We start from the raw sequence: 12,701 nt of genomic DNA on the forward strand, positions 1-12,701 counted from the left end.
GTAAGAATATGGAAACTCTTAGGGGAACCGCGAGGCCAGCGCGATACACGCACCCGCGGCGGCGAGCGTGAAGAGCATCGCGATACCGGCGAACCGGGAGGTGACTTCCTTGTCGACCTTGTCGTAGCCGACCGAGGAGCCGATGTCCTTGTACACGTCCTTCAACTCACCCGCCGACTCCGCCGTGTACGCCTCGCCGCCGGTGATCTCGGCGATGCTGCGCAGCTCGGCGCGGTCCGGTGGGACCCGCTGGCGGATGCCGTCCATCTCGATGAAGCCCGAGTCGGTGCCGAAGCAGATCGTGTAGACCGGCGTGTGCTTGTCCTTGGCCGCCTGCGCACCCTCTTGCGCGGTCCGGCCGACCGTCCGTTTGCCGTCCGACAGCAACACGATGCGGGCCGGGGCCGGGTCGTTCGGGTGTTCGGGGTCCGGCGGGACCTGGGTCAGCGCCTGCAACGAGGTGAAGATGCCCTCACCGGTCGCGGTGGACTCGGCCAGCTCCAGCCCGTCGATCGAGCGCAGCACGGTGGCGCGGTCGGTGGTCGGCGGCACGATGATCGACGCCGTACCCGCGAAGTTGACCAAGGCAACGTTGAACTTGGCCGGCAGCTGGTTGATGAACTCCTTGGCCGAGTCCTTGGCCGCCTCCAGCCGGTTCGGCTCGATGTCGGTGGCCATCATCGACAGCGAGACGTCGATCGCGACCACGATCGTTGCCCGCTCGCGCGGCACCTTGACCTCGTCCTTCGGCTGCGCGAACGCCACGATGCACGCCATCGCGCCCAGCAGCGCCAACCCGACGGCCAGGTGCCGCCGCCACTGCGGCCGCCGCGGAGCGACCCGGTCGAGCAGCGCGATGTTGGTGAAGCGGAGCGCGTACTGCGACCGCTTGAGCTGAAGGTAGATGTAGGCGGCCAGCACCAAGGGGATGAGCAGCAGGAACCACAACCGGCCCGGAGAGATGAACTCCATCAGCGAGCCACTCCCTTCGGCGGTTGGTGCAGGCGGGGCGCGACTCGCCGGTAGGCGAGCACGAACCGCACGGTGTCGGCGACCCAGTCCCGGTCCGTGCGCAGAACGAGGTGTCCCGCACCTACCCTACGCAGGGCGGTCCTGGTTCGTTCCCGCTGCGCGAGCGCGGCCACCTCGAACGCCTGCCGGACCTTACGCCGCCGCGTGTCGATCTCTCGCACCGCACCGGTCTCCGGGTCACCGATCGTGACGACGCCGATGTTCGGCAACTCCAGCTCCCGCGGGTCGACGACCTCGACCGCGAGCACCTGGTGCTGGGCGGTCAGCTTGCGCATCGCCCGCTCCCAGGACGGCTCGAGCCGGCTGTCGACCTCGCCGTCCTCAGGGGTCAGGAAGTCGGACACGACCACGCGCAGGCCGCGCTTGCGTTGCGTCCGCGCCATCGACTCCAGCGCGGCCGCCAGGTCGCTGCGGTGCCCTTCCTGGTCACCGCTGTACTGCTCGGCCAGCAGCGCCCGGAGCAGCCCGTACAGCGCAAGCCGGCCGGACCGCGCCGGCCAGCGCCGCAGCGCCGAGTCACGCAGCATGAGTCCACCGAACCGGTCCCCCAGCCGGTGGGTCAGGAACCCCACAGTGGCCACGGCTGCCACTGCCAACTCGCGCTTCTCGAGTGTCGACGTACCGAAGTCCATCGATCCGGACAGGTCGACGAGCGCCCAGGTCTCGAGCTCACGGTCCGCGATCAGGTCTCGCGTGTGCGGAACGGTGGTACGGGCGGTGACCGCCCAGTCCATCCGTCGTACGTCGTCCCCGACCTGGTACTCGCGGGCCTCGGCCAGCTCGGTGCCGGGCCCGGGCAGCAGCCCGAGGTGTTCACCGTGCAGGTATCCCTCGAGGCGCCGTACGACGGTCAGCTCGAGCCGCCGGAGCGCACGTTCGGGAGCGAGCTGCGAAATCGTCATCGCAACTCGTGGGTCTCGGCGGTCTGCCACTACACGAACTCCGGGCGGCCGCTGCCGTCGGCGCCGTCGCGCCACACCGGCTGCGGCGGCGGGACCGTGGCCAGGATTCGCTCGATCACGGCCCGCGGGTCGATGTTGTCGGCCACTGCGTCGAAGGTCAGGCCGAGCCGGTGTCCCATCACGTCGAGCGCGACCGTCTGCACGTCGCTCGGCAGCAGGTAGTCGCGGCCGTGCAGCAGCGCGAGCGCGCGGCCGGCGGCGATCAGGCCGAGGGTCGCGCGCGGGCTGACGCCGAGCTCGATGATCGGCTCGAGGTCCGGCAGGTGGAAGTCGGACGGTGTCCGCGTCGCCATCACCAGGCGTACGGCGTACTCCGCGACCAGATTGTGGACGAAGACCTGCTCGGCCGACCGCTGCAGCTCCATGATCGTCTCCGGCTGCAGCACCTGCCGCGCCTCGGGCGGGTCGACGCTCATCCGGCGCAGGATCTCGAACTCCTCGTGCCCGCGCGGGTGCGGCACGTCGATCTTGACCAGGAACCGGTCGCGCTGCGCCTCGGGCAGCGGGTAGACGCCCTCGGACTCGATCGGGTTCTGGGTGGCGATCACGATGAACGGCTTCGGCATCGGGAAGGTCTGGCCGCCGATCGACACCTGCCGCTCGGCCATCAGCTCGAGCATCGCCGACTGCACCTTGGCCGGGGCCCGGTTCACCTCGTCGGCCAGGACGAAGTTCACGAACGTCGGACCGAGCTCGATGTCGAACGTCTCCCGGGTCTGCCGGTAGATCCGGGTGCCGACGATGTCGGAGGGGACCAGGTCGGGGGTGAACTGGATCCGGGCGAAGCTGCCGCCGACGACCGACGCGAACGTGCGGACCGCCAGCGTCTTCGCGACGCCGGGGACACCCTCGAGCAGGCAGTGACCTTTGGCGAGCAGCGAGACCATCAAGGTCTCGACCATGTGCTCCTGGCCGACGATCACCCGCTTGACCTCGCTGACGGCTTCGCCGATCAGACGGGACTGCTGGGCCACCGATCCAGCCGGCACAGTGGTTTCGGTCATGCCTGTCCTTCCGGGGTCCGAGCTCGGACCTTGTCAACTCCGCGGTGCGTCACAACAGCCGCCATTCCATCAGATCCCCGGGTCCCTCCGGCGCACGGCCCGCCAGGCCCGTCCCCCATCGTCCCGCCTGAGGCAAATCCCCGCATCTCCCACCGGGAGCACCGGGGCACGGGTTGGGTGGGTGTGGCGACAGTGCTACCAGGGATGTGGTGGGATTGGGGTGATGACTGCGACGGAATCACACACCGACGAGCGCCCGGCCGAAGCGCCGGACGACGCGCCCGTGCCGGTGATTCCGCAGGCGCTGCCGCTGCAGCCGGAGGATCCGCCGCGGGTCGGCGACTTCTGGCTCCGGGGCCGGCTCGGCGCGAACGCGGCCGGATACCTGTACACGGCCGCCGACGAGACCGGGCGCAATGCGGTCGTCGCGATGATGACCGAGGGCTCGGCCGACGACGCGGCCGCCCGTGAGCGGTTCGTGAACGCGGTCGACGAACTCCCGGACGACGCCGTACTGGCGCACAACGACGCCGATGACGACGATCTGGCCCTGTGGGTCGCCGTGGGGCCGATCCGCGCGGACGACGGGTCGTCGAGTGCCGCGGACGAGCGGTTGATCGCGGAACGGCGGGGCGAGGAAGTGCTGTCCGCCGTCCTGATGGACCGGGTTCCGCAGGTCGGCCGGCTGCGCGGGCCTGACTTCCGGCACTACTGGGAGAGCCGGCGCCGCCCTGGCCTGTTCCGGATCTGGCCGCTGCCGTGGCCGACTGCGCTTCGCCCCGCGTCGCGCTGGGCGCTCGTGCTGGCCTTGGCGACGATGGCGCTCATCATGGTGCTGGCAGTGTTCCTGGCCTGGCTGCTGTTCCGGCATGCCGCGCCGCTGGAGCCGGAGCCGGTGATCCCGACTCCGACCAACACCGTCACGGTGACGATCACGCCCACCACCCCGCCGCCCGGCACCTCGGGGACGCCGAACCCGACCGTCACCCCGTCGTCGCCGCTCCCGCCCACCGGGATCCCGACCACCACGCTCTCCGGTGGTACGCCGACCGACCCGGCCGACAAGTACTAGCTGCTGGTTTCACGACAGCAAACGCGACAGCTCGGGATCCCGCCACAGCTCGACTGGCACCGGCTGGCGGACCAGCGCCGCGTCGGCTCGGATCTCGGCCGGGGTCGACGCCGCGATCAGCACCGACGTGACCGCGGAATGCCTACTGGGAAAGGCGAGCGCGGCCTGGGGCAGGGAGACGCCGTACCGCTCGCAGACCGCGGAGATGCGGCGCGCCTTGATCGCTGACGGGTCGCTCGACTTCTCCGCCTGCAGGACTTGTGGCGTCAGCACACCCGACACGATCACGGCCACTCCGTGCGCGAGGCAACGATCCAGAAGCGGCGCCGCGGACTGGTCGAGCAATGAGTACTGCCCGGCCAGCAGTACGCAGTCCAGCTCGAGGTCGCGGACCATGCGATCGAGCTGCTGCCACTCGGTCGAGGTGGCGCCGATCGCCTTGATCACGTCGCCGCGCCGGAGCTCATCCAGTGCCGGGTACGCCGATTCGTCCTCGGCCAGGACCAGGTCGACGGCTAGTCCGAGCCGCTCGCTGCTGGTCCGAAGGGACTGCCGGATGTCTCCTTGGCCGACCCGGGTGGACACCAGGAACTCGGTTCGGGGGCGCCGCTGCAACGCCGTACCCAGTCGCCGTTCGGAGTCGCCGTACGACGGTGCCGTGTCGAAGAATCGGATCCCCGCCTGGTAGGCCGCGTCCACGGTGGCGACCGCGGTCGCGTCGCCGTCCGGGCCGGGTGGTTCGCCGAGATGCGAACCACCGAGCCCGAACCGGGGTGGCCGGAAGCCATTGACCGAATGAGGCGCGAGCGCATGCCTGGGAGCGGCCATCACACCTCCCTGGTCGGCTGTACCTACCAGGATCCGTGACCTGCGACAAGTTCGCATCCCTAGGCGGGTCTCACCTGCCGGAGCTGTAGAGGGCGAGCACCTCCGCATCGGTGAGGGCGCGGTCGTAGACGTGGACCTGGTCGGCCGTGCCGTCGAGGAAATCCACCTGGTTGCCGCCGAACTTCGCCCGCCCGACCACGGTGTTGCCGGTCGACGTCGAGTCCAGGCTGCAGGCGCTCTTGGTGGCGACGCGCTGCCCGTCCACATAGAGCCTGAGCTCACCCTTGACCGCGTCGCGGACACCGGTGAGGTGGTACCACTGGTTCGCGTTCGGCTTCGTCGGCGACAGCGCGCGCAGACCCGGGAAGCTCATCGCGAACCGCTGGTCCTGACCCGAGTACTGCAGGAAGAACGCGCTGTCGCGATCGCCGTCCTGGCTCACCACGGTCTGGAACGAACCGTCCGCCTTGTTCAGCTTCACCCACGCACTGGCGGAGTAGTTGCCGCTGGTGTCGAGCAGTTGTGCTCCGGTGTCGACATATTGCCCAGATCCGTTCAGGGCAACGCCTTGGCCGTTCTTGCCTTCGGCAAAGGTTGCCCCGCCCACCAACGTCGCGTCGTTGTTGCCTACGGCATCTTCTGTCGTCCCGTCGAGCGGATAGAAATGGATGCCGTCGGCACCTGGTGTGCCCGGGCCAGGGCTCTGTCCACCAGCGGTCCCGGTGCCGTCCGCGCCGGCGATGATCTGCTGATTGATGGTCCGGACCTGGGCGAAGTCCATCTTCGGGACCCTGCGGTCGTAGGTGAAGAAGCCGTTCAGCTCCCCCTCGACGTCGGTGATCTGGGTGTAGACCGAGCCGCTGATCCCGCACTGGTTGGCGGATTTGAGGACGTCGCGCTGGTTCTCGACGTACCGGCGGGTGAGGGTGGCCGAGTCGGGCGTCATCTCGTACGCGAACCCGTCGCCGAACCACATGTGGTCGGGTGTCTTCAGGCCGAAGCCGCCGTGTTCACCGTCCACCGCGGCGCGGTCGCCGACCGGTGCTGTCGTCGCCGGGCCGAGGTACGCATGGTTGTCGATCAGGTCACCGCGACCCGAGTCGCCCTTGGAGTTGCAGCAGTTCACACCGCTGTGTGCGTTGACCAAACGGGACGGATCCTGGGCCTTGACCGAGTCGGCGATCCGGCCGGTCTCGGCCTGGTCCCACTCACCCCAGCCTTCGTTGAACGGAACCCAGACGGTGATCGAGGTGAAGCTCTTGTGCTCCTCGACCATCTCGTGCAGCTCCGCCTTGAACTGGGTCCGCCACGGCTCGGGCATCGCGTCGGTCTTCGACGCGGGCATGTCCTGCCAGACCATCAGCCCGAGCTTGTCGGCCCAGTAGTACCAGCGATCCGGCTCGACCTTGATGTGCTTGCGGACGGTATTGAAACCCAGGTGCTTGTGCTGCTCGAGATCGAACCTGAGCGCCGCGTCGGTCGGTGCGGTGTTGAGGCCGTCCGGCCAGAAACCCTGGTCGAGGGTAGAGAGGTTGAACAGGATCTTCCCGTTCAGCGCCATCCGGAGTTTGCCGTCGGCGCCCTTCATCAGGCCGACCGATCGCATCCCGGCGTACGAACCGACCTGGTCGACGGTCTTGCCACGGTCGATCAGCCGGACCTTGAGGTCGTAGAGGAAGGGGTTGTCCGGGGACCAGGTCTTCGGATTCGGGATCGGCAGGCTGAGTTGGGTGTCCGCCTTGCCGCGGACCTGGCCGGCCACGCGGCGTCCGTCGTACGCCGTGACTTCGACGTCGAGGCCCGTGGGTCCGTCGGTGTCGGCGGTGACCTTGAAGCTCTTGGCCGGGAGGTCGGGGGTGAGTTGGAGGCGGTTGATCGAGGCCGTGTTGACCGGCTCCATCCAGACGGTCCGCCAGATGCCGGAACTGCCCTGGTAGAAGATGCCGTGATCGGCGACCTCGCGCTGCTTGCCGATCGGTTGGTAGGTCTCGTCGGTGAGGTCCTCGGCCCAGACGATCAGCTCCTGCGGGCCCTTCTGGTGCAGGACATTCGTGACGTCGGCGTCGAATCCGTCGTACCCGCCGCGATGGGTCGCGACCTGGCGGCCGTTGACCCAGACCTTGGCGTCGTAGTCGACCGCGCCGAAGTGGAGGACGAGGCGCTTGCCCTTCCAGTTGTCGGGGACGGTGAAGGTACGGCGGTACCACATGCGGTCCTCGTGCTTTTGCAGACCGGACAGAGCGGACTCGATCGGGTACGGGACGAGCACCTTCTCGCCGAGCGTCCGGCCGAACGGCGGCTGCTCGCCGACTGCGGCGGGTGCCCACTCCCACAGGCCGTTGAGGTTGCGCCAGTCGGGGCGGGTGAGTTGGGGACGCGGGTACTCCGGCAGGGCGTTGGTGGGCGAGACGTCGTCGGTCCACGGAGTGGTGAGCGGCGGGGTGCCGACGTGCCAGTCAGGAGTTGCGTGGGCTGTCGGCACGAGGATCGCCGACAGGAGGACGAAGGCGGCCGCGAGCGGCTTGAGCATGCGAGCTCTCCTTCCGGGGCGGGGAAAGGAGTTCTCATGACAACGCTCTCACCACAAAAGTGCAAGAGCTCGCGCACGATCAAACATTCACGCAGACCGGCGTCGGCGTACTGAAGCTGCTCGTCTGCGTCAGACCGCCGGTCGTGTGGTCGACCGCGAAGGTGGTGACGTTGTTCGACTTCTGGTTGGCGACGAACATCAGGGTGCCGGTCGGGTCGAGGGCGCAATGGCGTGGCCAGTCGCCGCCGCAGCTCGGCGTTCCGATCGGCTCGAGACCCGAGCCTGCGGTCTTGAAGATCGCGACGCTGTTGTGACCGCGGTTGGTCAGGTACACGAAGTTGCCGTCGGCGGAGACGATCACCTCGCCGGGGAAGTTCTGCGGGCCGCCGGGTGGGGCGGTCGGGAGGGTTGTCAGCGGGGTGATCACGCCGTTGTCGTAGCTGCAGATCGTGATCGTGCTGTCGAGCTCGTCGGCGACGTACGCGTAGTGGCCGGAGGGATGGAAGGCGAGATGGCGTGGGCCGGCGCCGGCTTTCAGCTTCGCTTGGTGCTGGAGGGTGAGTTTCCCGTTGGCGAGGGTGTAGGTGTAGATCGAGTCGGTGCCGAGGTCGACACCGAGGACGTAGTCGCCGACCTGCACGATCTGATGGGCGTGCGGCTGGGCACCCTCATGCTTCACCAGGTCGGTTTGTTGCCCGAGGCTCCCGTCGGCGGCGATCGGGTGGACTGCGATGTCGCCGGAGCCGTAGTTTGCGCTGAGCAAGTAGTTTCCGACCTTGGCGAGATGGCAGGGTCCGGATCCCTTATTGGGTTGACGATTCAGGATCCTGAGGTTGCTCGAGGCATCTATCGCGGTGACGGCTCCGGTGTCCTGCTCGTTGACGGCATAGAGGAAGGTGCCGGATCTGATCAGGAAGGACGGATCCGGCACGCCCGTCAGCTTGCCGGTGGCGGTGATCTTGCCGGTGGCGTCGTACGAGGCGATGCCGATGCCGTCGCCGTACGTGCCTAGGTAGAGGGTGTTGAGCTCCGTTCGTGGTCTGATCAGCGCGGCGGCGGTGAGGCCGAGGAAGCCTCGGCGGCTGAGGATCATGCAGCTACCGGGATGCTGAGCCAGGACGGGTCTCCGGCGGGCGAGCTGAAGGTGACCGTCGTTCCGATCGCGCTGCGGCCGAGATACCGCGGATCGACGGTGTCGATGGCGAGGACGAGATGGTGTCCCGCTGGGACCTCCCAGCTGGTTGCCTCGAGCCCCAGGTCGATCGCCTTGGTGCCTGTACCGCTGATGGTGAACGGCTTGTGCGAGATGAGTGAGCCGACACCGAGCGCGTCGACGTCGTACAGGTAGGCGAACAGCGAGGTGCGCGGACCTGACGGCTTCACGGTCAGGTGCAGCTTCGGCGCACCGTTGACGACCGCGCCGCTGGGGTAGACCGGACCGGACCAGACCCCTGCAAACGACCGATCCACCAACGGCGTCACCACCCCGGTCGGGATCGACAGGAGCCCTTGCAGCGCGCCGGAGACGAGCGCCACGCCGCTGTCCGCGACCGTCGGAACGCCTGCGCCGATCGCATTGGTCCAACCGGTCTGGGGTTGCACCTGAAGACCGCCGGTCCGGGTCAGCCCGGTCGGCTTGGTCAGGTACGACGTCTGCGGCTGGCCGACCGCAGCCCAGCTCGGGTAGCCACGCCAGACGCCGCGTTGTGACTTCAGTTGGACCGGGGCTTCCGTGTCGGCGCCGTTGTCCGCGCCAGTGAGGTAGTGCCGCAGCCAATCCACGAGCTCGGTCCACGTCTCGTTGGGCAGCCCCACCGCGCCGGTCGCCTCGGGCGTGGCGTGGTCGCCATGAGCGAACAGCAGCCGCTTCGGCCCGGTCAATTGGGTAAAGAAGTCTGTGTATTGGGTCGGCGGGAAGATCGAGTCCTCGAAGGCGTTCGCGAGGAATACGGCAGGCTTGTTCGCATTGAGCTGACCGACCATGGTCGCCACCGACCGCTGCGGTGAGAGCACCTTCGCCGCCGCGATCGCGCCGTCGAAGTCACCGGTCGCGAACTTCGTCTGCAGCGACACCATCTCCGGCCCCGGCCGGCCCGTGATGTTGCCGAGGGCAAGCAGACCGGCAACGGTCTGCAGGGCGACGGTCTCGTTCGGATCGAGCGACCTGATCAGATCGGCCCATCCGCTGAGCGCGCCGACCGCCTTGATCCGCGGGTCCTGCGCGCTCGCGAGCAGCGAGGTGCCGGCGCCGTACGAAATCCCGACCGCGGCGACCCGGCTCGTGTCGGCCGGCGTGTGCAGGGCGGCCCAATCGATCACCTTGCTGACGTCGGCGACGGTCGGTGGGCCGGCGATGTCGATGCCGCCGTCGGAATCCCAGAAACCGCGGCTGGAGTAGGAGATGACCTGGAATCCGGAGTCGGCCAGCTTCGCACCCTGACCGACGTACTCGACGTTCGGCACTCCCCAGCTCGACGGCATCACCACGAGCGGGAACGGGCCGTCACCTTGCCCGGTCGGCGTGAGCACGACGGCGCCTAGCGCGACCCCGTCGGCGCCGGGGATGCGCTCGTACGACGTACTGAAGCCCGGGGCGAGCTGGTCTGCTGCGGCACTCGGGCCAACGGTGACCAGCGTGAGTGCTGCGGTCAGGGCAACAGTTACGGCGACAGCTAGGGCGGCTGCGATTCTGCGCACGGGACGACCTCCGGCTGGGAAATTACCGGATGGTAACCACAAAGCTGCCGCTGTGTCACTACTTCAGCACGGTGAGTGCGGGATCCACTCCGGTCGCCTCGACGGACGACTCCCAGAGTCGCTTGGCCAGCTCCGGGTCCTGCGCCGCGCGGCCGGGGTGCACGAGCTTCGGCGTACCGCGGTATTCGAAGAAGCTGGGACCGACGAACGAGCCGGGCGCGAGATCGGGCTGGGTCGCGGCGTACAGGCTCGGCCAGGCACCGGCCGCGGCGGACTGACCGACGAGCCGACTGGCCGCGTCCCACACCTTCGCTTGCAGAGATCGCCCGGCCAGCTCGGGTCCGGCCGCCTGCAGATTGGTGGCGGCATAGCCGGGGTGCGCGCCGACGCTGAGGAGATCGGTGCCGGCGGCGCGGATGCGGCGATCGAGCTCGAGCATGAAGAGGAGGTTGGCGAGCTTGGATTTCTCATAGGCAACCCATTTGGCATAGCCCGGCGCGGGCTGCCGGAAATCTTGGGCAGTGACGCTCTGAACCGCCTTGTGCATAAAGGAACTGACCGTGACCACGCGACTGGAAGGTGCCCTGAGCAACAACGGCAGGAGCCGTCCGGTCAACGCGAAATGGCCGAGATGATTCGTGCCGAGCTGCAGCTCGAACCCGTCCACCGTCTGCCGGTACGGCGTCGCCATCACGCCGGCGTTGTTGATCAGCAGATCGAGCTGGTCATAGCTCTTGATGAGCTTGTCGGCGGCCAACTCGACGCTGGCCAGATCGGCCAGGTCCAGATCCACCACCGTCGGCTCACGCCCGGAGGATTCGGCCAGCCTCTGGGCCGATTGCGCCGCCTTCTGCGGATTGCGCCCGGCGACGAGCACCTCCGCGCCATGTCTCAGCAACTCGAGCGCGGTCTCGTACCCCAGTCCGCTGGTCGCACCCGTCACGAGCGCCCGCACTCCGGTCAGCTCAGGAATATCCGCCGTACGCCAGGTCATGCGCCCACAGTAGTCGTGGGCGCACAACCTGGTGATCGGGCTAGAGGATCTTGCGGGCCTTGAAGGCGTCGGTCACGGTCTGGGCCGCGGCCTTGCCGTACAGCAGCCGGGCCGCCTGGACGGTGTCCTGGGCCGCACCGGCGAACGAGGTGTCCGGGTCGTAGAAGAACGTCGCCTCGAGGATCAGCTTGTCCGCCTTGGTCCGGCCGAGCCCCTTCTGGATGTCCCAGAGTGCGTTCGACCAGATCTCTCCGTCGTCGTGCACCTCACCGTCGACGTCGTCGGTGGTCTTCCCGGTGTCGGTACGACGCAGGCAGTGCGGCTCGTCGCTCGTGTACGAGGTCGCGTCCCAGTCCATCACGCACGGCAGGTTGAAGCCCTTGCTGACCGGGACCGAGTTCGTCACGGCCCAGTAGTCGCCGAAGCCCTCACCGATCGCGCCGGCCTGCTCGGACTCGCCGAAGCCCGGAACCACGTCGTCCTGGATCGCGTGACCGTACTCGTGCCAGATCACCTCGGCGTCCTCGGCGTCGTCCACGCCACCCTCGCCCATGGTGATCATGTCGGTCGACGGGTCGTAGAACGAGTTGTCGCCGGAGAAGGTGTTGATCGAGAAGTCCTGCGACTCGCTGTTCACGTCGGTGAACCCGAGCTTGTGGATGTACTCCTGGGTCTGGTTGACCTGGTAGTACGTCTCCACCTGCTCGAACTTGTCGTTCGCGCGCTGGTAGACGAACGAGTTGTTCTTGTTCTGGGCAACCCCGCCCTTGGCCTCCGTGATGTTGACGTAGGTGCCGTTGAGCTTCCCGGAGCCGTCCAGGTTGCGCAGGATCACGTTCTTCTGCGCCAGGAACAGCGCGTCCTGGTTCTTGTCGTTCATATCGGTCAGCTTTTCGTTCTTCGTGCTGACCACCGGGTTCGGGTCGAACACCGAACCACGCCCGTCGATGTTGTCGCTGATCACCTTCGACTCGACGACGCTGCCGCTCTTCGCGTCGACCAGCGACCGGCTCACGCCCTCGGTGGACCGGCTCGTCACGTTCCAGACCAGGCGAGCGTTCGGTCCGCCCATCACCGCGAGCTGGGCCGCGCCTTGGGTCGCGGTCGGCGGCGCGACGAGGCTCTTGTTCGGTGCGGCGACCCGGGCCTGCTGGGCCTTGGCCGTGACCGCAGCATTCGCGTTCTGGGTCGCGGCGGCCGACTGCACCTTGGCACTCACGTCCAGGGTGGCCGGTACGGACTCTCGTCCGTCGGCGATCTCGACCGCGCCGTTCGTCGACACGTGCTTCGCGTAGTACCCGTCGATCACCGGTAGACCCTTGAACGTCTGCTGGTACCAATAGTGCTTGCCGAGCAGAGAGGTCTTGGTCTTGATCAACTTCAGCCCACTCGGGTTGGCTGCTGCCGCCTGTGGCGCTGCCCCCGCGGCGCTGGTGAAGCACAGGCCGAGCGAGATGGTGGCCAGTCCGGCGGTGACGGCCACGACCGCCTTGCGGCGTTTCGTCATACGTTCCCTCCCACGGGTCGAGTTGCGTAACGCAACCACTACGATCCGTTGGACCCTAGTTCGCCCAGGCACCCG

Annotated in this window: 9 protein-coding genes and 1 pseudogene; 1 reads left to right on the forward strand and 9 read right to left on the reverse strand. The window is 67.8% G+C overall.

From position 1 onward, the window contains the following. Positions 1 to 18: 18 nt before the first annotated feature. From ACWF4Z_RS09870 to ACWF4Z_RS09880, 3 genes and pseudogenes are all read right to left on the reverse strand, one after another. The gene (locus ACWF4Z_RS09870) at positions 19 to 972 is read right to left on the reverse strand and encodes a VWA domain-containing protein (RefSeq protein WP_452242583.1); all 954 of its coding nucleotides are present in this window, start codon (positions 970 to 972) and stop codon (positions 19 to 21) included. Next, on the reverse strand, positions 972 to 1,934 hold the full coding sequence (locus tag ACWF4Z_RS09875) for a DUF58 domain-containing protein (protein ID WP_452242584.1): 963 nt from the start codon (positions 1,932 to 1,934) through the stop codon (positions 972 to 974). The genes ACWF4Z_RS09870 and ACWF4Z_RS09875 overlap by 1 nt, the downstream gene beginning before the upstream one ends. A gap of 29 nt (positions 1,935 to 1,963) precedes the next feature. Next, positions 1,964 to 2,962 (reverse strand): annotated as a pseudogene (locus tag ACWF4Z_RS09880) (AAA family ATPase); the annotation flags it as partial. Between the two features lie 259 nt (positions 2,963 to 3,221). Between ACWF4Z_RS09880 and ACWF4Z_RS09885 the strand changes: the two are divergent. Continuing rightward, positions 3,222 to 4,070: a hypothetical protein gene (locus tag ACWF4Z_RS09885; protein ID WP_452242585.1), complete on the forward strand. Its 849-nt coding sequence runs from the start codon at positions 3,222 to 3,224 to the stop codon at positions 4,068 to 4,070. 9 nt (positions 4,071 to 4,079) lie between these two features. Here ACWF4Z_RS09885 and ACWF4Z_RS09890 read toward each other — a convergent pair whose 3' ends face one another. The 6 genes from ACWF4Z_RS09890 to ACWF4Z_RS09915 all read right to left on the reverse strand — a co-directional run bounded on the left by ACWF4Z_RS09890 (position 4,080) and on the right by ACWF4Z_RS09915 (position 12,626). Further along, complete coding sequence (locus tag ACWF4Z_RS09890; RefSeq protein WP_452242586.1) at positions 4,080 to 4,898, reverse strand: aldo/keto reductase; 819 nt, start codon at positions 4,896 to 4,898, stop codon at positions 4,080 to 4,082. Positions 4,899 to 4,968: 70 nt separating this feature from the next. Then, positions 4,969 to 7,428 (reverse strand): LamG-like jellyroll fold domain-containing protein, encoded by a 2,460-nt coding sequence (locus ACWF4Z_RS09895; RefSeq protein ID WP_452242587.1) that lies wholly within the window; start codon positions 7,426 to 7,428, stop codon positions 4,969 to 4,971. A gap of 79 nt (positions 7,429 to 7,507) precedes the next feature. Further along, positions 7,508 to 8,521, reverse strand: coding sequence for a lactonase family protein (locus ACWF4Z_RS09900; protein WP_452242588.1), 1,014 nt, complete (start codon positions 8,519 to 8,521; stop codon positions 7,508 to 7,510). Beyond that, positions 8,518 to 10,125, reverse strand: a complete 1,608-nt coding sequence (locus ACWF4Z_RS09905; protein WP_452242589.1) for an alpha/beta fold hydrolase — start codon at positions 10,123 to 10,125, stop codon at positions 8,518 to 8,520. Before ACWF4Z_RS09905 ends, ACWF4Z_RS09900 begins: the two co-directional genes overlap by 4 nt. Before the next feature lie 58 nt (positions 10,126 to 10,183). Continuing rightward, a complete protein-coding gene (locus ACWF4Z_RS09910; RefSeq protein WP_452242590.1) occupies positions 10,184 to 11,119 on the reverse strand; it encodes an oxidoreductase in 936 nt (311 codons plus the stop codon). 40 nt (positions 11,120 to 11,159) lie between these two features. Next, positions 11,160 to 12,626 (reverse strand): M4 family metallopeptidase, encoded by a 1,467-nt coding sequence (locus ACWF4Z_RS09915; RefSeq protein ID WP_452242591.1) that lies wholly within the window; start codon positions 12,624 to 12,626, stop codon positions 11,160 to 11,162. Positions 12,627 to 12,701 lie beyond the last annotated feature (75 nt).

This window comes from Kribbella sp. NPDC055071 (genome assembly GCF_053608045.1).